A 22,694-nucleotide genomic window follows, 5' to 3' on the forward strand; every position below is an offset into this window, starting at 1 on the left:
ATTTTTTAGGCCAGATTAAGACACTTCAATCTGTAATTTCGAAAGTAGAAAATAATAGGCTGTAAAAATCAGTGCAAACAAAGTAATGGCCCCGATCAGACGAAACTTAAAACCATGTTCATGAAACTTCTGCCGGTCACGGTGGCGAAAAACATCAAGCATTTCATCACCAAAATAAACGGAATAAAATGTCCCAATAGCACTTAAAATAATGATGCTCCAATATGGATATGGGGTCAGAATAATTTTTTTAAGAAGCGCAGTCAGCACGGTTTTATCATAAATTGACGGATCATCATATAATGTATAGCCATTAATGGAAAAAGCGATGGCCCAGACCAGCAATTCGCTATGAAGCATCCGAATGCCAAAAAGCAGTCTTATGGGAAAATCAAGCAAAAAACCGGCATCGGCAATGGGCGTACAAAGGACAAAGAAACTCCAAGTAATAGCAGAGACAATACCACCGGTTAAAATGCCATATTCATAACTTAAATAACTAAAATACAGAATGAGAACAGCAAGTAAAATCAGAAACTTATATAAAGTTTCGCGGTGTGTTTCCATTTGATGCTGAAATATGAATTTAAAAGGCATTTTATTGACCGTCTTTTTCTATAATCTGAATATTTGCTGTTTCAACCAATTTTAAAATTCCAAGAGAATTAAGCATATTATAGGTATCATCCTGCTTAATTTTTATTTTAACGGTTTTTTCGCCTTTCAGTGATTTTAAAATATCCTCCAAAGCCGAAGCAACGCTTATGTCTATTGAGATTATATCTTCAAAATCCAATATTAAATTTCGGTGGGTAGCGGCGGTATTATTAATCAGCTGGGTCAGGTCTTTGACAACACTGTAATTCAGACTTCCGCTCAGTTTCACCCGTGCGCTTTTGTTATTTTCTTTTTCAATCTGTACAAGTTCACTAAATTCAGGAGTGTCATCTTCTTCAATTTCAAAAACCTGAATCTGGTTAAGCTGTGATTTATGCATTTTTTTTGAATAAATCATATGCGACAGGATAAGTCCAAGTCCTATTGATGTTACAAGATCTGAAAATATCGTCAGGATCAGCACAGTGAACATCAACAAAACTTTATCTTTTGGATAAAATCTGAGCTTCCGTAAAAAATCCCAATCGATAATATCAATACCAACTTTAAGCAAAATACCCGCCAGAATTGAAAGGGGAATTTTTTCTGCAACATTTGCCAGAAATACGACCACAATCAAAATAACAATTGAATGAAGCATTCCGGAAAGACGTGTTTTTGCCCCGGCTTTGATGTTAACCACTGTCCGCATGGTCGCTCCTGCCCCGGGAAGCCCGCCGACAAAACCGACAAGAGAATTTCCAATGCCCTGGGCAATCAGTTCCTTGTCAGAATCATGTTTTGTTTTTGTAATTTTATCAGCGACAGTTGACGTCAAAAGTGTATCAATTGACCCCAATAGTGCAAGCATGAATGATGCCGTGATAATCTCCGGCAACAGATTATAGGTTGGGGAAAAATTTCTCAGTTCCGGCATTGAAGTTGAAATCTCCCCGATCGTTTTAAGATCAGGAAAATAATAAGCCGCAATTGCCGTTCCTGCCGTAAGCGCCAACAGCTGTGGCGGAATATAACCGCTTAAACTTTTTGGAAAAAATTTTACAAATAAAAAAGTAACCAGTCCGAATCCTAAGGAAGGAGCATGGCTATTTTTAATTGCGCCGGGTATAGCTGCAATAATGTCCCGTAAGCCATTATGATTTGAATAATCCCCAAGCACAGGAAGCAATTGCATAAGAATGATAATTGACCCGATACCGGTCATGAACCCGGATATTACCGGGAGTGGCACATAATTCACATATGCCCCCAGCCGGAACACACCAAAAAGTGCCTGTATAATTCCGCATAAAATGATAATGGAAAAAATAATTTCCATATTGCCGTTATATTTAAGGGCAAGTCCTGCGACAATCACCGTCATCGGGCCTGTCGGGCCGGAAATCTGCATGGGTGTTCCACCGAGTAATGATGCAATAAAGCCCAAAACGATCGCACCAATTAGTCCAGCCGTTGGCCCCAGTCCGGAGGCAACGCCGAACGCAAGAGCAAGCGGAAGTGCCACAATTGCTGACGTCAGACCGCCAAAAAAATCGAACTTCAAACTGGAAAAATTAATATTCATTATAAAATAATGTTAACCCGCAAATAAAAAAATATGAAAGCAATTTAACATCAAATTATTCGAATTGAAAATTAAATAATAGGCCACTTCCTTGTTCAGAATTTTATGAATCAAATTTATCTATACATAAATGCAATTATTTTGTATCTATTCTAAATGGATATAACCTTGGCAAAAACCTTTCTGACGATAGTTGAAGTTGGCAATTTCAGGATTGCTTCTGAAAAGCTTCATGTTACACAGTCAACAGTCAGCGCCAGGATTAAAGCACTTGAGGATCAGTTGGGTAAAACCCTTTTTGTCCGAAATAAATCAGGGGCCAGCCTAACCCAGGCCGGAATATATTTTCAGGAATATGCACTCAGCTTAGTTCAGCTCTGGGAAAGAGCGGTAAAGAAAGTCTCAAGCGAGGATATGTACAGGGATTATATTTCCATTGGGGCAAGGCCGGGCCTTTGGGAACCTGTAATAATGGCCTGGCTGCCATGGGCAAAGGCAAAATTTCCTGATATCGCTTACCGCGTGGAATTTGGCATAGCCACCGACCTTATCAGACGGCTGGAAGAAGGCATTATCGATGTTGCAATTTTACTTTCTGCACCAAGTATTCCGGGCATTGCCGTTGAAGAACTTTATCTGGAAAATTTTGTACTTGTTGCCAATCCCCGCACCCCGCAAAAAGACGTGCCTCTGGCCGATATTTTTAACAGTAATTATGTCGAGGTGGATTGGGGGAAAGAATTTAAGGAATCCATGAGACATTATTTCCCTGCCACTGCCGTTCCGCAATTATCGGTTAATATCGGGCTTTACGGCATAAAATATATTGTCGAGTTTGGTGGGTGTGGCTATTTCCCAAGATCAATGGTTTCCGAATATCTTGATGCTGGCACGTTAATAATTGTCAATAAAGCACCCGTGATCAAACAACCAGCTTATCTTGCCTATAACCGGGAAGATACCAGAAAATATATAGACCCGCTTCTTGAGCGGTTTCGCAACATTTCGAAAAATATGTAATCGACCATTTACAGTAAAAATCGTCTTGTGTAATGCTGAACTGCCTTTATTTCTGCTCAAATTCCGGATAATCTTTGCCCGGCTTAAAAAATTGATCCACATTCTGATAAAAAACGATGGCTGACAGCGCTCCGAAATCAAAAATTGAAGCCATTAAAATGCTTCGAACCGAAAATAATAGTGGTAAACTGGGTATTGTTTATCTCAATATCGGGCTGTTTTTCATAATCCTCGGATTGGTCATGTATATCCCCGCTATTGTTGATGCCGCGCAGGATAATCCGGACTGGCAGGTTTTTGCCATTTGTGCATCTTTATCGATTGTTGTTGGCGGCCTTTTGTTTCTTGCCAATCAGGCAAGATACACGTCACTTACCATAAAGCAGGGCTTTCTTATCACCGCCTCCACCTGGCTTGCGGTACCATTAATGGGGGCTATACCCTTTGTTTTTTCTGGGCTAAACTTAAGTTATACTGACGCCGTTTTCGAAGCGATGTCAGGGGTTACCACAACCGGATCGACAGTAATTACCGGCCTTGACGGATTACCACCGGGCATACTTCTCTGGCGCAGTCTTCTGCAATGGCTGGGCGGTGTCGGTATTATTGCCATGGGGGTTGCGATCATGCCGCTTCTGCAGATCGGAGGAATGCAGCTCTTCCGGGTCGAAGCGTTTGATGTAAGGGAAAATTTTATTCCCCGGTCAACCAAGCTCGCCCTATCTTTGTCGCTGCTATATGCAGGTCTGACCCTGATCTGTGCAGTGGTTCTCTGGCTTGCGGGAATGAACGCGTTTGAAGCGGCCTGTCACGCCTTTACAACACTTTCCACAGGCGGTTTTTCAACTTCTGACGCTTCGGTTGGCCATTTTGACAGTGCCCTGATTGAATTTATTATTTCCTTTTTCATGGTTGTCGGCAGTCTCCCCTTTATCCTTTATCTGAGAATGCTTTCGGGCAAGTCCTTAAGACTTTTTACCGATGTTCAGGTGAAAGGATTTCTGATCCTGCTGATGGTCATTATTCTTCCCATGTCCATCTGGCTCTATATGAGCAGTGAGCATGGGTTATTTAACTCGATACGCTATACGACATTTAATGTGATTTCGGTGATAACTGGAACCGGGTATGCCTCAACCGACTATACGGCCTGGGGAAATTTATCTATTTTAGTGTTTTTTATCATTATGTTTATTGGGGGTTGTTCCGGTTCAACCTCCTGCGGAATAAAAATCTTCCGCTTTCAGATTATTATCCGAACTCTGGTTAGTCATCTTAAAAAATATATGTTTCCAAACGGGGTATTTGTTCCCCGTTACAGTGGCCAGACCATCCCTGAAAATGTGACCAGTTCGGTTTATGCCTTTATGTTTTTATTTGCCGGCAGCCTGGCCTTTCTGACCCTTGCCCTGACCATGGTTGGTATTGATTTTCAGACAGCTATTTCCGGCGCTGGTACAGCACTTTCCAATGTTGGCCCGGGTGTCGGTGATATAATCGGACCAGCCGGTAATTTTAAAACCCTGCCCGATAGCGCCAAATGGATTTTGACCTTCGCAATGCTTTTGGGACGACTTGAGATTTTTTCAATTCTTGTTCTTTTTTCCCCCGTTTTCTGGCGTCAATAGGATAATAATCTCCAAGACGAGAACAATTTATCCAGCTTTACATATTTCGGTTCGAGGCGTAAGCTTACGTCCAAAACAAAAGGTAAATCAGGAGGGTAAATCATGGCACACGCACTGCCAATAAAAACACGCGACTATGACGGGCACCCTATTATCAACGGATCACGCTGGCAGGCTTATAAACACCGACCGGGCGATATCATTGTCACGACCGCCTATAAGGCCGGAACCACCTGGATGCAGACGATAGTGGCCAATCTCCTTTACCAGGACGGCAATTTTCCTGCCCCGGTCAGCGTCATGTCGCCATGGCTTGATATGGATATGATGCCGATTGATGAATTAATCGCCGGGCTTGAAGCCCAGACCGGGCGTCGTTCCATTAAAACCCACCTGCCACTGGATGGTATTCCCTATTATGACACGGCCAAATATATTTATGTCGGCCGTGACGGGCGGGATGTCTTTATGTCCTTCTGGAACCACCACAGTAATTATAGTGACATGATGAAAGGCATGTGCACTGAAAAGGCACAGGCTATGGGAAAAGATTTCAAAGTTGATTATAAGGATCATCATGAATTTTTCGCCGACTGGATCGGAAAAAGCTGGTTTCCATGGGAAAATGACGGCTTTCCCTGCTGGTCACATTTGTCACATGTCCAGAGCTGGTGGAATTACCGCCATCTGGATAATATTCTTTTCGTCCATTTCAGTGATCTTTTAAAGGACCCGGAAAAAGCCATCCGCAGAATTGCCAAGTTTCTGGATATTGAAATTGAAGAAGATAAAATGCCCGGCATTCTTGAGAGGATATCATTTGATTCCATGAAAAAAGGCTTCAGTAAAATCATGCCAGAAGCCGAGGAAATCTGGAAAAAAGGCGCCAAAAACTTCATGAATAAAGGCACAAACGGCCGCTGGCGCGATTTACTGACCAAAGAAGAACTGGATAAATATGACAAGGCCGTCGCCAAGGCAATGACACCTGACGCCGCCCACTGGCTTGAACATGGTGGTGAAGTTTAAATCCTATTCCGCTCGGTATGCTTTGGCCGGGTAGCCAAAACCGTCCTTTTCCCAGACAATATTCTTATCCGGGTCAATTTCTATGACCCGGGTATGTCCGGCATCAGCAATTAATGTATTGCCGTTTTTAAGACGGACAGCCGAATATTGAGTATCGATCAGCGGTTTTCCCACGTCCCAGACCACAGTGCCGCTTTGATCAACCTCAACAATTTTACTGATAGCACGGGCAGATATCAGCGTATTGCCATTATCCAGCCTCTGCACATATATCGGGCCCAGTCCATCAAAAAGCTCATTCACTTCCGGTCCAAAATTGTCAAAGGACCAGACCTCTTTTAAGTCTTTAGTCACTTCGTATACCCGGTTTAGACCGGCATCAGCGATCAAAGTATTCCCATTTTTCAGGCGCTGGGCTTTCCATGGCCATTTCAGGTCTTCTATCTGCCAGACAATTTCGTGGGCCGCATTATATTCACGGACGAAGCCCGGATGATCATCATCCCAGCCGGAAACAAGGATATTCCCATTATCAAGCACTGAAAAAGCGGTCGGATAAACGCCAACATAAAGCACTTCAACCACTTCGCTGTTCCGGTTGATGCGCCACAGGGCATTTTCACGGATCAGACTGACCCAATATGTTCCATCCGGCATGGTCACGGCATCATATGGCATTTTAAGCATATTGGTATCAAAGATAACTTCTCCATTTTCGGCTATATGAAGCAGCCTTCCCGGCGGAAAATCAGGGTCATTAACCGCCCTGCCCGGAATTTCATCGACGATAAGGGTGGAATTTTTATATAAACTGGCTTCGCTATTTCCCTTATCACAGGCCATAAGAGCACATAATGCCACACCAATCACAAGTGGTTTTATAAGTGATGCATAGTAATTTGCTGACATGGTCCATTCTCCCTAATTTTTATTCCTTATTCCTACAGGTCATGATCAATAAGTCAATACACTCTTTCACTTGCAAAATGCCAATGCTGCGCTAGACTGACTATAAGAACCAGGTAATATGCCAAACCTTATAATATTTAATGTATTACATTAATAATATTTTTTAAATTGTTGTAAAATATGAAATATATTCTTTCAATTGATCAGGGGACAACATCAAGCCGGGCCATTTTATTTAATGATAAAATGCATAATGTTGCCACTGCACAGCAGGAATTTAAGCAGATTTTTCCCAAATCCGGACGGGTCGAGCATGACGGCAATGAAATCTGGTCCTCGACGATGGAAACATGCCTAGGGGTTATCAAAAAACAGGGGATAACTGCAAATGATATAATCGCCATCGGCATCACCAACCAGCGCGAAACCACCCTGATCTGGGACAAGCATACTGGTGAGCCAATTTATAACGCTATTGTCTGGCAGGACCGCCGCACATCGCAATATTGTGAAATGCTTAAAAATAAGGGATATGAGCCATTGATCAGTGAAAGAACCGGTCTATTGCTTGATCCCTACTTTTCAGCCACCAAGATAAAATGGATTCTAGATCATATTGATGGTGCCCATGAAAGGGCAAAGGCGGGTGAACTTCTGTTTGGTACGGTTGATTGTTACCTGATCTGGAAGCTTACGGGTGGAAAATCCCATATGACAGACGCCACCAACGCATCGCGCACCATGCTTTATGACATCAAAAAAGGCTGCTGGGACGCTGAATTATGCGCCCTGTTTGACATACCGATGACAATTTTGCCGGATGTCATGGACTGCGCCGCTGACTTTGGTGAAACTACATTGCTTGGGGGAACAATCCCCATCCTTGGTGTTGCTGGCGATCAACAGGCCGCAACAATCGGTCAGGCATGCTTCAAACCAGGTATGATGAAAGCAACCTATGGTACCGGATGCTTTGCCCTGCTTAATACCGGGCCGGAACTTATTCATTCCAAGAACCGGCTTCTCAGCACCATTGCCTATCGACTGGACGGTAAGATTACATACGCCCTGGAAGGGTCAATTTTCATCGCCGGTGCCGTCGTTCAGTGGCTTCGGGACGGACTGGGTATTATTGAACATGCTTCCGAGACCGCCAATTTGGCGGAAAAGGCCGATGAGCATCAAAAACTTTATCTGGTTCCGGCCTTTACCGGTCTTGGTGCCCCCTATTGGGATCCGGATTGCCGTGGGGCCCTTTATGGACTTACAAGAAACAGCGGGCCAGCCGAAATTTCCCGTGCTGCCCTTGAAAGTGTTGCCTATCAGACCCGCGATCTTTATGAAGCGATGAAGCAGGATATACCCCATGCCGTAAACGCCCGACTTCGTGTTGATGGCGGCATGGCGTCTTCTGATTGGACGATGCAGTTTTTAAGTGATATAATGGGCACTTCGATTGATAGACCAATTATCACGGAAACAACGGCACTTGGTGTGGCGTGGCTGGCGGGTATGCGGGCCGGGTTTTATCCGGATCAAAATGATTTTGCTGAAAACTGGGCTCTTGAAACAAGATTTGAACCCGAAATGAATGCGAAGACCCGTGAAGCCTTTTATGACGGTTGGCACAATGCCGTCAAAAGAACGCTTTCAAAATAACATTTTTTTGACATACTGCTGACATTTTATCGTGCTTAATTGGTCAATAGGAACAATTTTATTAAATTCCTATTCAATTTAATAAGCATGACGGGAGTAGAAAATGAAAAAGTTGATTATTGTTGGTTTATCTACAGTTTCTCTGGCTGGCGGTAATGCCCAGGCGCAGGAAGGCAACATCTATGCCGGACTTGACGGATTTGCCAGTCTTCTTGGCACTGAAAAGTCAGATGGCAGCACTTTAGATGTCCAGAATAAATTTACATTTGGTGGTGGCTTTGCCGGCATTGTCGGATATGATTTTGGTCAGTTCCGACTGGAAGGCGAAATCGGCAAGCATTATCATAACGCCAAAAGTTATACGGTTAATAACGCGGCGGGGCTCGGTATCACGTCCGGTAATGCCACTTCCGGGAAATCCAATATGACCCATTATATGGTCAATGCCGTGATTGATATTAATGGTCCTTTTGCGGATAAAAATATTGAACCCTTTATCGGGGCCGGCCTCGGGCTTTCAAATGTTGCCTGGAACAATATAACGGCGCCAGGCAATGCTGCCGCCTATACCCATGGCTCTGATAATGTATTTGCCTATCAGGCTTTTGCCGGGTTTCGCGTCCCTGTGAGCGAAAATATCGATATTTCCCTAAAATACCGTTATTTAGGCACCAATGATGCCAACAGAACAGATCGTCTTGGACAGGCTTTTAAATCGTCCTATGATACACATGATTTTGTCCTAGGTTTCCGGTATAAATTTGGTGCCCGTAATGACGACAGAATGGCAAAAATGCCTCAACCCCTGCCCGCTGTTGCTGAAAAATCGCCTGAGCCAGACCCAACGCCGGTTGCCGATATTGCCCCGGCTGCCCCTGCCCCTGCACCGGTGATTGATCGGGGTCCATATTCGGTTTATTTTGATTGGGACAGCAGCTTTGTTGACACCAACGCCCGCGATGTCATTCGAAAAGCACTGGTTGAAAGTGCAAAAGCCGATCAGATTATCATAAAAGTGGACGGCTATGCCGATCGTTCCGGCCCGACCGGCTATAATGACAATTTATCATTTGAACGCGCCAATGCCGTCAAAGAAACGTTAATTGCCAATGGTGTGGATAAGGATAAAATTCTGATTGACGGTCATGGGGAAAGATCCCTTGAAGTGGAGACAGACGATGGCGTTCGTGAGCGCCGCAACCGACGGGTTATTATCCAGCTAAATTAAACAATTGAAAAAGAAAAGGCGCTTTGTTAAGCGCCTTTTTTTATTTGAGCTTTTCACCCATAATTTCTGCTTCAAGCATATTTGAATCAATAAAGAATTTCGCTGCCCAGTTAAGATATTCAAACCGACCATAGAGACCATCAATGGGGTAAGACCCTTTAACCCCGCCAATCATGGCATCATTTTCGCCCTGAAGTCTTATTGTCCGGCGTACATATTTATTAAGCTTAAGCGCCGTTTTTAAATATTTTTCCTGACCCGTTTCCTTATAAATAAGAAGCAATGAATGAGCGATCTGTACTGCACCCGTTAAACATACCCAGGATACGGCCGGTGTCCAGTCCCGATACCAGCGGCCCGGAAGATAACCTTCATCATCCACAAGAGTGGTAAAGGCCCCTGCTGTTTTTAAAGCACATTGAAGAAGTTTCTCATCCTTGGAATAAAGATAGCCTTCCATAATCCCGCGAAGCACATAACCCAACGTGTGGGTAAGCGGGCTTTCCGGCTGATCAAGACAGCAATCCTTAAACCAGCCATTTTCCAGCTGCTTGGTAAGGGCCCATTTGATATTTTTCAGCGCGGCATCGCCATAGTCTTTATTGCCGCTGACTTTCGCCGCTTCCAGTAGCCCCCAGGCAACATGGGTTTCATAGGCTTTTTCCCCTTTTTCAGCAAAAGGTGTGCTGAATTTACGCCACGCCCCATCATCATCCATCGTCTCAACAAGCCACGCTGCCGCTTTGTTCATGGCATTATGATACTGGTTAAATTCCTTTACCCCGGCAGCAAGCCCAATCAGGATCTGCCCGGTGTTAAAGGTCACGGGTACCGGGTCATTTTCAATTCGCCCACCCTGATAGGCACCGCTATCAAGCTGAATTTTTTCGCACCAGTCCAGGGCGGTTTTCGCCGCATCAATATAGGCCTGATTGCCGAAATAATGACCGCCATCAATCAGGGTCGGAATAATATAGCCCGTTGTTTCAGGATAAGAAGTCGCCCAGCCTTTTTTAACCGAAAAATCACGGGCAATACCGCCATCATGGCTGGCTGAATTTTTCTGCGCCCGTAATATCCAGTCAAGGGCGGCCACAACAGTCACCTTCTTTCCTGGATCCTCCGGTAACGGTTCATTATTATCCTTTTTAACCTCAGCCTGTCCATCGGGCGAAAGAGAATTAAATTCTTCCCAGTTGTGGTATTTGCGCATAACGCTATCCGGGATGAGCTTTTTAATCAGTGCCTTCATTTTTATAATCCACGCCCTTTTACTTATCTTTTTAATATATGGTTTATCTTGTCGACCACTTTAGCGCAGAAATAATATATAAATGGTAAAGGATCGGAAATTCTTTTAATCGCCTCAACTGACGGGTATTTCTGTTCAATCGCGTCCTGTTCAGGACTATTCTGGGTTTCCCGTGAATAGCGGTTTATCGGATCGACTTTCCAAATTTTCTGTTCTGATCTGTTCAGTGGCGGATTAAAATCCTGACCTGTTTCCGTGCAATATTGGGCATAAACCAGATTAACACCATGAACCATCGCCACTTCATGCTGAAGATCGGTCCGTGCCACTGTCGGCTCAATCATTAAAAGCTCACCACTGCGGCTATCTCGCTTGAATTCCATACCGCCCATCCCGGTAAAACCGCAGGCTTTAAAATATTTGCCTGTTGCTTCGCGCATCTGGTCAAGAAGCTCATAGGCGCTGGTGCAGCTGGCCGTTCCACCCACATTTGGCGGCCAAGAGCGGACTTTTCTGCCCGGGAAATCGGCAACAACATCGCCATTCTTATTCACATATTCAAGCAGGAAATAAATATCACTGTCTGTTCCCTCAATCCATTCCTGAATGACCATATCGCTGATACGGTCCTTGATTTCATCATAAATGTCTTTTATTTCCTGTAATGAATTGGTTTTATAGGCTTTTTTAATTTCATCGCCATATGTGCTATTTTGCACTGCGGGTTTAAAAATGCAGGGAAAATTAAAATTTTTAGCCCCATCGATCAGACCTGGTGCTGTAATTTTTAAGGTTCTCGGGTACCTGATCCCTGCTTTTTCCGCAACTTCAAGCACACCATTTTTATTCATGAGCGACATCAAAACGTCATGTTCCGGCATGGTAAAGCGGTAATAGGGTTTAAGTTTTTCCCTCTGCTCTGAAATTGTGCGCAGTGATTTTTCCATGGTGATGAACAAAACCGGGTTTTCATCTAGGCTTGCGCGAAATTCGATCAGGTCATCAATCAGCGTATCCCCCTCCACATCACGGATAGTATGCTTTTTTGCGGACCATGTTTTTCCACTTGGCTTGGAAAAATTTTTATCGAGCGCATAGACCGGCACCCCTTCATGATGAAGCCAGCGACAGACCCCCAAGCCATTAATATCCAGCCCGATAACGACGGCAGGTATTTTATTCTTCTCACTCATAATAATATTGTTACTTTCCGTACTTCTTTATTTTTAATAATTCTCAGACAGAATTTTTCTGACGGCTCCGCGCCAGTCGCTTAACTGAATATCACAGAGAGTGTTAATTTTTTTACAATCCAGCACCGAATTTTTAGGCCGTTTGGCGGCAACTTTATAATCTTTGGATAAAATATCCTCGACTTCAACACTGTGTGCTAATTTTCCCTGCTCAAAAGCTTCATTAAAGATATATCTGGCGAAATCCGCCCAGTTGGTGATTTTATCACCGCAAAAGTGAAAAATGTCGCCGGTAATTTTATCTCTATGCAGAATTAGTGCTGATAAAGCGCCCGCAATATCCCCGCCATAAGTGGGAGCCCCAATCTGATCGGAGACCACTTTTAAGTGCTTTTTATCAGCTCCTATTTTTATCATGGTTTTAAAGAAATTATGACCATATTCACTAAAAACCCATGATGTGCGCAGGATGGCAAAATGGGCTTTACTTCGGATTATTGCCTGTTCGCCTTCCGCCTTGGTTTTTCCGTATATATTGATCGGGTTTATTTTATCTGTTTCAGAATAGGGTGTATGTGATTTTCCATCAAAAACATAATCCGTGGATACATGAATAAGGAAAGCGCCTGTCTGCCGACATTTTTCTGAAAGCCGTTTTACCCCCAATGCATTAACGGCGCGTGCTTTCTGTTCTTCGTCCTCCGCCTTGTCAACAGCGGTATAAGCGGCCGCATTAATCACCACATCGGGCTTATATTTTACAAAAATTTCGTCCATTTTTACCGGATCGGTAATATCGAATTCTTTTGAATTCAGCGATATCAGCTGTCCTTCGGTTGGAGGATTTTTCCTGATTGAATGGCCAAGCTGCCCGTCTGCCCCTGTCAGCAAAATTTTCATTATGGCAATTCTTCCAGTAACAGACCGCGTCCGTCCTTATCTGATAAAAGAGGTGATTTTATCGGCCAGTCGATATTGATTGTCGGATCGTCCCAGCGCAGGCAATATTCATCGCCCGGATTATAATAATCGGTGCATTTATATTCAAATCTGGCACTTTCCGACAAGGTGACAAAGCCGTGGGCAAATCCCGGCGGCACCCAAAGCTGGCGTTTATTTTCGTCCGATAGATGAACACCGACCCACTGACCGTAACTGTCTGATCCTTTTCGGATATCAACGGCAACATCATAGACTTCCCCGCTTGTGACCTGTACCAGCTTGCCTTGCGGTTTTTCTTTTTGAAAATGAAGACCGCGAAGCACACTTCTGCGGGACCAGGACTGATTATCCTGAACAAAGTCGAGCATAATACCCGCTTCTTTCCGGTAACGTTCCCTGCTGAATGTTTCCAGGAAATAACCACGTTCATCACCAAATACCCTTGGTTCAATAATGACGACACCGTCGATATTTGTTTTGATAACCCGCATCTATTTAAATCCGTCCGCCAAACGGCCCAGATACCGGCCATAGTCAGTTTTTCCGTAAAAGGATGCTCTTTCCCTAAGCTCACCATTGGAAATCCAGCCTTTTGAATAGGCAATTTCCTCAAGACAGGCGATTTTAAACCCCTGCCGTTTTTCAATGGTTTGAACAAAATGCCCTGCATCCATCAGACTGTCATGGGTCCCGGTATCAAGCCATGCAAACCCGCGCCCAAGCAGGCTGACATTCAAATCACCGCGGTCAAGATAGGCCCGGTTTACATCTGTAATTTCCAGCTCTCCTCGTGCCGACGGTTTGATGCCTTTTGCAATATCAATCACATCATTATCATAAAAATAAAGACCCGTGACCGCATAATTTGATTTCGGATTTTTGGGTTTTTCCTCGATTGAAACGGCACGGCCATTTCCATCAAATTCCACCACACCGAACCGTTCAGGGTCCGCCACGTGGTAACCAAAGACGGTAGCCCCCGTTTTGCGCATCACGGCATCATCAAGTTTATTGGTGAAATGCTGGCCGTAAAATATATTATCACCCAATACGAGGGACACATTGTCAGACCCGATAAAGTCATCACCGATGATAAAGGCCTGCGCCAGTCCATCAGGAGACGGTTGCTCGGCATAACTGAATTTGACACCAAACTGGTTGCCACTGCCAAGCAATCTTTTAAAATATGGAAGATCCTCCGGCGTAGAGATAATCAGAATTTCATTAATCCCGGAAAGCATCAGTACCGAAATCGGATAATAAATCATAGGTTTATCATATATCGGCAGAAGCTGCTTTGATACGCCCTGAGTAATCGGATGAAGCCTTGATCCTGCACCGCCGGCCAGAACTATTCCTTTATATTTTTTTGTCATTATTTTTATTCCTGTCCGTCACTTCCAAGTCTTGCCAGTTTATAATCCCCACTCAGCACACGTTGCCACCATGAACGATTATCCAGATACCATTTTACTGTTTTCATCATCCCGCTTTCAAATGTTTCTTCCGGCACCCAACCGAGCTCATTCTTAATTTTTGTTGCATCAATGGCATAGCGAAGGTCATGACCGGGCCTGTCTTTTACATATGTAATAAGGTCTTTATAATTTTTTACACCTTCCGGTTTTTCGGGTTCCAGCTGTTCCAGCAACGCACAAATTGTTTCGACAACGCTTAGGTTGGTTTTTTCGTTATGTCCGCCGATATTGTATGTCTCCCCCACTTTTCCTTTTGTCGCCACCAGATATAGGGCTTTGACATGGTCTTCGACATAAAGCCAGTCACGAACCTGACTGCCATCGCCATATACGGGGAGCGGTTTACTGCCAAGGGCGTTTAAAATCATATGCGGAATAAGTTTTTCCGGAAAATGATAAGGACCATAATTATTCGAACAGTTTGTAATAAGGGTTGGCAGTCCATATGTGCGGTGCCACGCCCGCACCAGATGATCAGAGCTTGCCTTTGATGCTGAATATGGCGAACTTGGGTCATACGAGGTATTTTCGGTAAAAAGTTCGCCAGTATGGCCCAGATCACCGTAAACTTCGTCAGTTGAGACATAATGAAAGCGGAAATTTTCTTTTTTTGTCCCGGTTAGCGAAGCCCAGTAATCCCTTGCCACATCCAGCAGGACAAATGTCCCGACAATATTGGTTTTTATAAATTCACCGGGTCCGTCGATTGAACGGTCAACATGGGATTCTGCCGCAAGATGAATAAAAATATCAGGTTCAAATTCGTGAAAAAGCTTTTTCATGGCAGCGGTATCGCCAATGTCCGCTTTAAAAAACTGATAACGGTCATTATCCGATACGGACGAAACAGATTCAAGATTTCCCGCATAGGTCAGCTTATCCAGATTAACGACACTGTGTTCTGTATGCTCAATTAAATACCTGATCAGAGCGCTTCCGATAAACCCTGCCCCGCCTGTTACAATTATTTTCACAAAAAACCTCATTTTTAACGCAAAAGTTTTATTTACACAGCGCAATATATAACCATAATATTTACATTAAATAAACGCTCATTGTTTTATTTTAAAAATGACGATTTATTTTTGGAGTAGTGTTAAGCTTATGGCCCGGCCAAAAAATTTATAATTGCATTTCTGATTTCCCTCATTGCACAAAATGCTTCTGCGCAGCAATGCAAAATGTCGTTTGATGAGAAAAGCGGACTTTTTAGCGTCAGCTCAAATTCAAAAGCACTCGTGTCCACTTACTATGGTTTTTGGGGAAACTGGCGCTGGGCAGGCGCAAAAACCGAAACCGAGACGGTAGCCCCTAAAAATTACAGCTTCAATTCGTCTGTGGATCTTCTCAGGCTTTCTTTTTCCGGCACTGCCAAGGTCAGCGAACCAAACCAGCTAAACTGGACCTATAACTTTAATGCGGCAAAGGACATCGATAATGTCATTGGTGGCGGCATCGTTTTTAGGCTTAGCCCAGACCAAATAGATAATGTTGATATTGAACTGCTTCCTGACAATATGGGCTGGAGCATGTATGGCGATGCGGGCTGCCAAAGGGTCATTGTCCGCTTTTCCGAACCCGTAAAAAACATTTATTTTGAACGTGGCAATAAAGGCCAGATCCGTGCCTTCTTTTATGATAAGCAGGTTGAAGCCGGTGTTACCAATAATAGTATGAGTGTTTCATTACCACTTGATGCACAAGTCACCGGCACTATGGCAGAGCAGCTTGGTGGCGAGCCTGACCTGCGCTGGCATAAGGATATGCTGCAACCGTCCTATTCGCCTGTTGATCTGAGCTATCTTAACAAAGACGAAATTCCCGCCGGAAAGCATGGCTTTTTAAAGGCGGACGGTGAAAACCTTGTATTCGGGGATGGAAAGCTGGCCCGCTTTTGGGGCACAAATATTCAGGCCTATGCTCTCTTTTCAACGAGCCCGAGCCAGATCAGAGAACATGCCAAGCGGCTTTCCAAGCTTGGTTTCAATCTGGTGCGCTTTCATCATCACGATTCAAACTGGGTCAATCCCAATATTTTCGGGAATAAAGCACCGGATACCCTGACCCTTAATGCAACCTCATTCAAGATGCTGGACCTATGGATTAAAGCCCTTAAGGACGAAGGAATATATATCTGGCTCGATCTTAATGTCGGACGGGAATTCAGCAAAACTGACGGCATTGAAAATTTTGATGAACTGGCAAAAGGAAAAGACCGGCTCTCCCCTAGGGGATATAATTATGTGGAAGATGATATTGAAAAACGAATGGAAGAATTCAATGATCAGTATCTTAATCATGTCAATGAATATACAGGACTTGCTTATAAGGATGACCCGGCCATCATCAATATGCTGATCACAAATGAAAATGATCTGACACATCATTTTGGTAATTCGCTGCTGCCGGACAAAAATGTACCAAACGCAAATAAAAAATATACTGAAAAGGCTAATGACTTTGCAGATAAATTTGATCTTCCCAGAAATAAAGTCTGGCGGTCATGGGAAACCGGATCACCAAAAATATTCCTGAATGAGCTGGAACATCAGTTTAATACCCGCCAAATTAATCATCTTCAGTCAATTGGTATTAAATCGCTGGTTTCAACAACAAATTCCTGGGGGTATATGCCGCTTTACAGCCTGCCTGCCCTCACCGACAGCACATTGATTGATACCCATTCCTATGGCCGAATGGATTTTTTTAAAGCCAATCCGCATGTAAAGGATAATTTTATCAGCTGGATCGGTGCGGCTCAGGTTAATGGCAAACCGATTGCCAACAGTGAATGGAATTTAGAACCTTTCCCGGATACATTTGACCGTTTTTCCAGCCCTGTTTATCTGGCGGCTGTTTCGGCATTGCAGGGATGGGATGCGCTCATGCAATATGGTTATAGCCAGCAACCCCTTAATAATGAGGGACGTCCCAGTAACTATACGACCTTTAATGACCCGGCCTCCATGGTCATGATGCCTGTTGCCGCTCTCATATACCGTCAGGGGCACGTTTCAGGCGCAAAGAAGACCTATGCCCTTTCGCTTGGTAAAGACAGTTTTTACGGAAAAAGCATCAGCCCGAGCAGCTCTGCTGCCATCAGAACCCTGATGGAACAAAGTAAACTGGTTATTGATATTCCAAAAACTGACGAACTTCCCTGGCTTAAAACAGTCCCGCTTGGTAGTGACGTTATAAAAGTCACCGATGAAAACAAGGATTTTATTCCTGAAGGTCAGAATTTTGTCCGCTCGGACACCGGGGAACTGACCCGTGACTGGGTTCAGGGGGTTTATACCATCAACACCCAGCAATCACAGGCAGCCCTTGGCTGGATCGGCGGCAAAAATATTGAACTGGAGAATATTAAAGTTCAGTTTGATAACAGAAATGCTGCTGTGGCTGTTCAAAGCCTTGATAACAGGCCGCTTTCAAGTTCTGAAAATATTCTGATTACCCTGGCAACCAGAACCGAACCTTCCCCCGGCAATAAAATGCCATTTTTATCCGAACCTGCTTCGGGCACAATAATCGTCACTGCCGCCGCGGGATTAAAACTTTACCTGATAAATAAGTATGGTAAGCAGTTTGAATTACCGACAAGTTATGATAATGGATCTTATAAAATTTCCATTGATGAAAAGTTAGACTCCTATTGGCTTGCGTTAAAATCCCCAACAGAAAGCAAATAAATTGCAAATAACAGGAACTGCTACAAATTCGACTGATATAAAATCATTGTTGTCTATTCAAACAAGTGAAGCCGTCAATGTAACACGTGGACTAATGGTGCTGCTTTTAATTTTCATTCATTGGTCGCCTGGAGTGTTTGAAAGACTTTCATGGGATTATCTGGCAATAACCAATCCTATATTCAGAATTGCAACGCCGGGATTTGCCATGATTTTTGGTCTTTCTATGGGGCTTTATATTTTTCAAAGATTTTTAAACCGATCCTAAAAGGATCACATGATTACGAAAATCCTTTTCGTACTTGCAATTGCCATTTTAATACTGGCCGCAATTAAGTTTAATTATCTATCTTGGAAGGGGAAGTATTAATTTAAACCTTCTGCCAGCGTCCTTATTTTTTCAGTTTTACTTTATTACCTATTGGCAATTGCTTCCATACTTCCTTATGGTATTACATTTTAAACAAATTCAAAAATGTGATGATTGCCTCTTTTTGCATCTTTAATCATGTATGCTCTTGCTGATGTTCGCAAAAATATTACTTCCAAGTGCCGGATTAAATGGCTTCGTACGCTTAGCGGGGTTAATGATAGAAGCAAAATATAATTATTTTGATATGAGCGCTGTTGTTTTTATGGGCATTGCGCTTGGTGTATATATCAATAATTTGTTAAAGACAGAACAAAAAGGCCATGATTTACTCAGCGTCGGATTATTGCTCATTTTCTTAGGCGTTCTTGTTTCTTACGAAACAGAGCAAATTGATCTTTGGCTGACAATTGAATTAACACCAATCTGGATGGACATTTCTTATTTTGGAACTGTCATTATTATGCTTTCTTTGGCCTTAAAATACAGCTATGTCATCGATAAATCCGAAATACCAAACATTTTATTCCGTATTGTCGCGGTTTTGGGCACATATTCCTTATGGATTTACATTGGCCATGGCCTAGTAATCCCACTTAAAGATCTGTTTGTTGCTATGGGATTGAATTATCCAGTGTCTATAACCGGTTCCATATTACTCTTCACTGTCGCAGTGGCAATCCCAACTGCCCGCAGATACAAAAAGTTTTATATGAAATAGACTTACTGCTTAGCTTTTTTAAGCAGATATTTGGCAAGATTCTGATCATGAATGATCAGGGCCGGCCCATCCCGTGAATCCGGGATTTCATATAATTTATTGGTTTTGCTTTCATTGACTTCTGAATAATGAAGAATTCCGTGACGTCCCCTCAGCAACAACCCTTTCAATGATATCCCGGGTTATATGTTTTTTATCTTCAGAAAAACCGTAAATCAGCGCCGTATCACAGATAATATTGATCAGTCGCGGAACGCCTCTGCTGGCCATATAAATATAGGTGCAGGCTTCATCATCAAAGATCTTTTCCTTACACCCAGCGACTTTCAGGCGATGTTCAATATAGGCCTCGACCTCTTCAAGATTAAAAGGCTTCAGATAAAAGTCAGATGAAATTCTCTGTGAGAACTGAACCAGTTCAGGCCTTTGCAGTAAATCTTTCAATTGCGGCTGACCAACCAGGATTAATTGTAAAAGCTGATCTTTATCCGCATTTATATTGGAAAGCATTCTTAGCTGTTCCAGTGTCTTAAGGCCAAGATTCTGGGCTTCATCAACGATCAGGACAGTTTTTCTGCCCCGGCCATATTCAGCGATGAGATATTTTTGAAACTGGTCAAACAGTTTCACGCTTGAAACTTCATCAAATGGCTGACCATAAGCAAGCAGCACCCATTGCAACAGGTCGCCGCGGTCATCCTGCACATTAGAAATAAGGCCAACATTAAGATTTTCGCTCATATTATTGAGCAGATGTCGAATAAGGGTTGTTTTGCCGCAGCCCACTTCACCAGTGATGACGGTGAAACCTGCCTGGTTCATAATTCCGTATTCCAGCATACTGAATGCCAGAGAATGATTCTTACCCCAATAAATATAATCAGGGTCCGGCAGTATCGAAAACGGCTTTTCTGTCAGCCCATAAAATTCATTATACATCTTAACCTAAACTTACCCTTAATTCGCTTACGGTTTTAAATCCGCAAGGAGCCCTTTTACCTCGTCAAGTTGCTCAAATGGCTGGTTTTCTGCCAGTTTAACAACCTCTTCAAATTCTCTGGCCGCAGCAGCATTTCTGTCGCCTGCCATATAACTCATTCCCAGATGATACCGGAAATACACATTGTTCGGCATCTTCTCCACAACATCCTGCAGAACCGATGTCGCATTCTGTATATCACCAACTTTATAATAAATCCATCCCAGAGTGTCTTTGAAATGCGGTATTGCTGATTGACGGAAGCGTGCTGCCAGTTGCTGGGCTCTTTGCATACTTTCATTATCGGTACGGTGTTCTGAAAGCAGGCTGGCTAAGTTATTGACCACGATATCGACTGTAGCATCCTGTGCATACATGTCTTCATAGACGGCGATTGCTCCTTCATAATCTTTTTCCCTCTCATAAAGATTGGCTTTATAAAGATTAAGGCCGGTATTATTTTCAACGGATGAAATGCCCCGGTCTATGACGTTCATGGCCTCGTCCAGATTTCCCTGACGGATATAATAAGCAGCCAGATTGGAAAATGCCACGTCTTTTGTCGGATCAGCTTCAATAGCCCTGTTAAATGAATTTACGGCCTCATCATTATTATTTGAAACCATATTGACCTGACCAAGCAGGACAAGGGCCTGATAATTATTTTCATCATCTGCAATCAGGTTATTCAGGAATGTTTTTGCTTCACCCGCTTTTCCTGCCTGAATATAAGCCGTGATCAAAGAATTGAGCGGACGGCTCGCTCCACCGGAATTTGAATAGGCATTCCGGAAGGATTCGATGCTTTGGTCATAATTTCGCTGACCTCTATAGACAAACCCTTTAATTTCGGTACTGGCTTCATCATCCTTATCAACCTGCTCAAGGATATTGGCCACATCCTGTGCACCACTCCAATCCTGACGCATCAGTTTGATCTGTGCCAGCGATTTTAAAAGCTGTACATTATTGGCATTCACTTTCAATGCTTCGATCAAAACCTGTTCTGCCCTTGGTGCCGCTGACTGTTTTATCAGAAATTCAGAATAGGCAACGGCCACAGACGGGTCTTCATTGCTATATCGAAGTGCATCCGCAAATGTATCATCAGCCAGTTCAATTGACCCACTTAATTCATACGCTCTGGAAAGGAGCAACGATGCGCGCACGGAATCCGGTGTTTCACTCAGCACAATCCTTAGATCCTGTATCGCGTTATCATAATCATTTTTTGCAAGCGAAATTCCTCCACGCATTTCAAGCGCGGACACATTCTTTGAATCAATGTCTAGAATTTCAGCAATAATATCGGACGCTTCCTCAATATTTCCATCGTCAATGGCCATCTGTCCCAGTCTTGAGCGGGCAATCAGACCATCTTCAGAACTGCCTGTCCTGTCGACAATTTTATTAAGAACAGTTTTTGCATCATCCTTTTTGCCATTGCTGAGATAAAATTCCGCAAGTGCAAGCTGGTAACGAACTACATCCACCCCTCTTTCAATCAGGGCATTAAGTTCCGCTTCGGCAGCAGCACTGTTTCGGTAGGAATTAAGAAAACGAACGACATTAATATTTTTTTCGTAATCGGTCGGATCAGCCGTGGCAATTGCTCTGACTTCCCGTTCTGCCGCATCGGTATTATTATGGTTGACATAAAAATTGACAAAGGACAGGTGCACTTTCTGATCATCGGGATAAGCGGCAACAAGTTCTTTATAAACCTCTTCCGCTTTATCAATATCCCCTTTCGTTTCATAAATCAGAATAGTGATCAGCATAAGATCTTTATTTGCGGCCAGATTATCACGTGCATCATTAATAAATTTAAGGGCACCATCATAATCGCCGGCTGCAAATCGCTCTGCTGCCAGAATCTGTATCGCTTTTAAATTGCCCGGTTCAATGGAGAGCGCCTTATTGGCAAATTCAACAGCCCCTTTTGCATCTTCAAGCTTTAAAAGAGTTGCCCCTCTAAGGGCCAGCACTTCAGGGTTCTGGTTATCAATAAGCAGGGCGGCTTCACTGATTTCCACTGCCTTATCCAGCTCCCCAACCATCAGCAGCAAAGTCCCGAGACGGGTATGGGCTTCTATGTTGGTGGGGTCCAGCTCAATCACTTTATTAAGCAGCGCGATGACCTTGCCCCACTCCTCGTTCTTTTCTTCAACAAGTGACATACCATACCAGGCAGGAACAAATGTATCATCAATCTGCAAAGCATTTCGAAATTCGATACTGGCCTTGACCACATCCTGATCGGCGAGCAGTTCCATGCCGCGTTCATAATGGGACTGTTTCACCTCTTCCGGTGAACTACAGGCAGCAAAGCCAATCAAACAGACACCCATCATCAGGGCACGAACTGTTTTTTTAACTGCTTTAATTTCAATATGCTTGGTCATTTTTTTT

The 22,694-nt window shown here is 43.5% G+C and carries 19 protein-coding genes; 8 read left to right on the forward strand and 11 right to left on the reverse strand.

What is annotated here, in order from left to right; translation table 11 throughout:
* Window positions 1–15 precede the first annotated feature (15 nt).
* Both R3D86_00155 and R3D86_00160 read right to left on the reverse strand, forming a co-directional pair.
* Window positions 16–597, reverse strand: coding sequence for a hypothetical protein (locus tag R3D86_00155; GenBank protein MEZ5756610.1), 582 nt, complete (start codon window positions 595–597; stop codon window positions 16–18).
* A 1-nt stretch (window position 598) separates the two neighbouring features.
* Entirely contained in the window at window positions 599–2,182 is a 1,584-nt protein-coding gene (locus R3D86_00160) for a SulP family inorganic anion transporter (protein ID MEZ5756611.1), read from the reverse strand.
* 168 nt (window positions 2,183–2,350) lie between these two features.
* Between R3D86_00160 and R3D86_00165 the strand changes: the two genes are divergently transcribed.
* The 3 genes from R3D86_00165 to R3D86_00175 all read left to right on the forward strand — a co-directional run bounded on the left by R3D86_00165 (window position 2,351) and on the right by R3D86_00175 (window position 5,859).
* The gene (locus tag R3D86_00165; protein ID MEZ5756612.1) at window positions 2,351–3,202 is read left to right on the forward strand and encodes a LysR family transcriptional regulator; all 852 of its coding nucleotides are present in this window, start codon (window positions 2,351–2,353) and stop codon (window positions 3,200–3,202) included.
* A 116-nt stretch (window positions 3,203–3,318) separates the two neighbouring features.
* Complete coding sequence (locus tag R3D86_00170) at window positions 3,319–4,830, forward strand: TrkH family potassium uptake protein (protein MEZ5756613.1); 1,512 nt, start codon at window positions 3,319–3,321, stop codon at window positions 4,828–4,830.
* Between the two features lie 102 nt (window positions 4,831–4,932).
* Entirely contained in the window at window positions 4,933–5,859 is a 927-nt protein-coding gene (locus tag R3D86_00175) for a sulfotransferase domain-containing protein (GenBank protein MEZ5756614.1), read from the forward strand.
* A gap of 3 nt (window positions 5,860–5,862) precedes the next feature.
* On the opposite strand, the gene R3D86_00180 is transcribed toward R3D86_00175, so the two are convergent.
* Window positions 5,863–6,768, reverse strand: coding sequence for a hypothetical protein (locus R3D86_00180; GenBank protein ID MEZ5756615.1), 906 nt, complete (start codon window positions 6,766–6,768; stop codon window positions 5,863–5,865).
* A 180-nt stretch (window positions 6,769–6,948) separates the two neighbouring features.
* Between R3D86_00180 and glpK the strand changes: the two genes are divergently transcribed.
* Together glpK and R3D86_00190 are read left to right on the forward strand one after the other, a co-directional pair.
* A complete protein-coding gene (gene glpK, locus R3D86_00185; protein MEZ5756616.1) occupies window positions 6,949–8,427 on the forward strand; it encodes a glycerol kinase GlpK in 1,479 nt (492 codons plus the stop codon).
* Between the two features lie 103 nt (window positions 8,428–8,530).
* Window positions 8,531–9,655, forward strand: coding sequence for an OmpA family protein (locus R3D86_00190; protein ID MEZ5756617.1), 1,125 nt, complete (start codon window positions 8,531–8,533; stop codon window positions 9,653–9,655).
* Window positions 9,656–9,695: 40 nt separating this feature from the next.
* Here the strand turns inward: R3D86_00190 and R3D86_00195 are convergent, their stop codons facing one another.
* The 6 genes from R3D86_00195 to rfbB are packed head-to-tail and all read right to left on the reverse strand — an operon-like array spanning window position 9,696 to window position 15,494.
* Window positions 9,696–10,907, reverse strand: coding sequence for a hypothetical protein (locus tag R3D86_00195; GenBank protein MEZ5756618.1), 1,212 nt, complete (start codon window positions 10,905–10,907; stop codon window positions 9,696–9,698).
* Window positions 10,908–10,930: 23 nt separating this feature from the next.
* Entirely contained in the window at window positions 10,931–12,100 is a 1,170-nt protein-coding gene (locus R3D86_00200) for a hypothetical protein (GenBank protein MEZ5756619.1), read from the reverse strand.
* Window positions 12,101–12,133: 33 nt separating this feature from the next.
* Window positions 12,134–13,000: a dTDP-4-dehydrorhamnose reductase gene (gene rfbD, locus R3D86_00205; GenBank protein ID MEZ5756620.1), complete on the reverse strand. Its 867-nt coding sequence runs from the start codon at window positions 12,998–13,000 to the stop codon at window positions 12,134–12,136.
* Complete coding sequence (rfbC, locus tag R3D86_00210) at window positions 13,000–13,533, reverse strand: dTDP-4-dehydrorhamnose 3,5-epimerase (protein MEZ5756621.1); 534 nt, start codon at window positions 13,531–13,533, stop codon at window positions 13,000–13,002. The genes rfbD and rfbC overlap by 1 nt, the downstream gene beginning before the upstream one ends.
* Complete coding sequence (gene rfbA / locus R3D86_00215; GenBank protein ID MEZ5756622.1) at window positions 13,534–14,418, reverse strand: glucose-1-phosphate thymidylyltransferase RfbA; 885 nt, start codon at window positions 14,416–14,418, stop codon at window positions 13,534–13,536.
* 5 nt (window positions 14,419–14,423) lie between these two features.
* Window positions 14,424–15,494 carry a dTDP-glucose 4,6-dehydratase gene (gene rfbB, locus R3D86_00220; protein ID MEZ5756623.1) on the reverse strand — a complete coding sequence of 357 codons (1,071 nt, stop codon included), beginning with the start codon at window positions 15,492–15,494 and terminating at the stop codon, window positions 14,424–14,426.
* Window positions 15,495–15,701: 207 nt separating this feature from the next.
* On the opposite strand from rfbB, the gene R3D86_00225 reads away from it, so the two are divergent.
* The 3 genes from R3D86_00225 to R3D86_00235 all read left to right on the forward strand — a co-directional run bounded on the left by R3D86_00225 (window position 15,702) and on the right by R3D86_00235 (window position 19,303).
* Window positions 15,702–18,212 carry a hypothetical protein gene (locus R3D86_00225; GenBank protein MEZ5756624.1) on the forward strand — a complete coding sequence of 837 codons (2,511 nt, stop codon included), beginning with the start codon at window positions 15,702–15,704 and terminating at the stop codon, window positions 18,210–18,212.
* 1 nt (window position 18,213) lies between these two features.
* Window positions 18,214–18,480, forward strand: coding sequence for a hypothetical protein (locus tag R3D86_00230; GenBank protein MEZ5756625.1), 267 nt, complete (start codon window positions 18,214–18,216; stop codon window positions 18,478–18,480).
* Window positions 18,481–18,799: 319 nt separating this feature from the next.
* Window positions 18,800–19,303, forward strand: a complete 504-nt coding sequence (locus R3D86_00235; protein MEZ5756626.1) for a hypothetical protein — start codon at window positions 18,800–18,802, stop codon at window positions 19,301–19,303.
* 111 nt (window positions 19,304–19,414) lie between these two features.
* Here R3D86_00235 and R3D86_00240 read toward each other — a convergent pair whose 3' ends face one another.
* Window positions 19,415–20,242, reverse strand: coding sequence for an AAA family ATPase (locus R3D86_00240; protein ID MEZ5756627.1), 828 nt, complete (start codon window positions 20,240–20,242; stop codon window positions 19,415–19,417).
* A gap of 27 nt (window positions 20,243–20,269) precedes the next feature.
* Window positions 20,270–22,687, reverse strand: a complete 2,418-nt coding sequence (locus R3D86_00245; GenBank protein ID MEZ5756628.1) for a tetratricopeptide repeat protein — start codon at window positions 22,685–22,687, stop codon at window positions 20,270–20,272.
* Window positions 22,688–22,694: the final 7 nt, after the last annotated feature.

Source organism: Emcibacteraceae bacterium (genome assembly GCA_041396985.1).
Lineage (GTDB): Bacteria > Pseudomonadota > Alphaproteobacteria > Sphingomonadales > Emcibacteraceae > Pseudemcibacter.

Bases quoted from the DNA above. Each gene is read 5' to 3' on its own strand.
- R3D86_00155 (MEZ5756610.1), bottom strand. From the start codon at position 597: ATGCCTTTTAAATTCATATTTCAGCATCAAATGGAAACACACCGCGAA.
- R3D86_00160 (MEZ5756611.1), bottom strand. From the start codon at position 2,182: ATGAATATTAATTTTTCCAGTTTGAAGTTCGATTTTTTTGGCGGTCTG.
- R3D86_00170 (MEZ5756613.1), top strand. From the start codon at position 3,319: ATGGCTGACAGCGCTCCGAAATCAAAAATTGAAGCCATTAAAATGCTT.
- R3D86_00175 (MEZ5756614.1), top strand. From the start codon at position 4,933: ATGGCACACGCACTGCCAATAAAAACACGCGACTATGACGGGCACCCT.
- R3D86_00180 (MEZ5756615.1), bottom strand. From the start codon at position 6,768: ATGTCAGCAAATTACTATGCATCACTTATAAAACCACTTGTGATTGGT.
- glpK (MEZ5756616.1), top strand. From the start codon at position 6,949: ATGAAATATATTCTTTCAATTGATCAGGGGACAACATCAAGCCGGGCC.
- R3D86_00190 (MEZ5756617.1), top strand. From the start codon at position 8,531: ATGAAAAAGTTGATTATTGTTGGTTTATCTACAGTTTCTCTGGCTGGC.
- R3D86_00195 (MEZ5756618.1), bottom strand. From the start codon at position 10,907: ATGAAGGCACTGATTAAAAAGCTCATCCCGGATAGCGTTATGCGCAAA.
- R3D86_00200 (MEZ5756619.1), bottom strand. From the start codon at position 12,100: ATGAGTGAGAAGAATAAAATACCTGCCGTCGTTATCGGGCTGGATATT.
- rfbD (MEZ5756620.1), bottom strand. From the start codon at position 13,000: ATGAAAATTTTGCTGACAGGGGCAGACGGGCAGCTTGGCCATTCAATC.
- rfbC (MEZ5756621.1), bottom strand. From the start codon at position 13,533: ATGCGGGTTATCAAAACAAATATCGACGGTGTCGTCATTATTGAACCA.
- rfbA (MEZ5756622.1), bottom strand. From the start codon at position 14,418: ATGACAAAAAAATATAAAGGAATAGTTCTGGCCGGCGGTGCAGGATCA.
- R3D86_00225 (MEZ5756624.1), top strand. From the start codon at position 15,702: ATGTCGTTTGATGAGAAAAGCGGACTTTTTAGCGTCAGCTCAAATTCA.
- R3D86_00235 (MEZ5756626.1), top strand. From the start codon at position 18,800: ATGATAGAAGCAAAATATAATTATTTTGATATGAGCGCTGTTGTTTTT.
- R3D86_00240 (MEZ5756627.1), bottom strand. From the start codon at position 20,242: ATGTATAATGAATTTTATGGGCTGACAGAAAAGCCGTTTTCGATACTG.
- R3D86_00245 (MEZ5756628.1), bottom strand. From the start codon at position 22,687: ATGACCAAGCATATTGAAATTAAAGCAGTTAAAAAAACAGTTCGTGCC.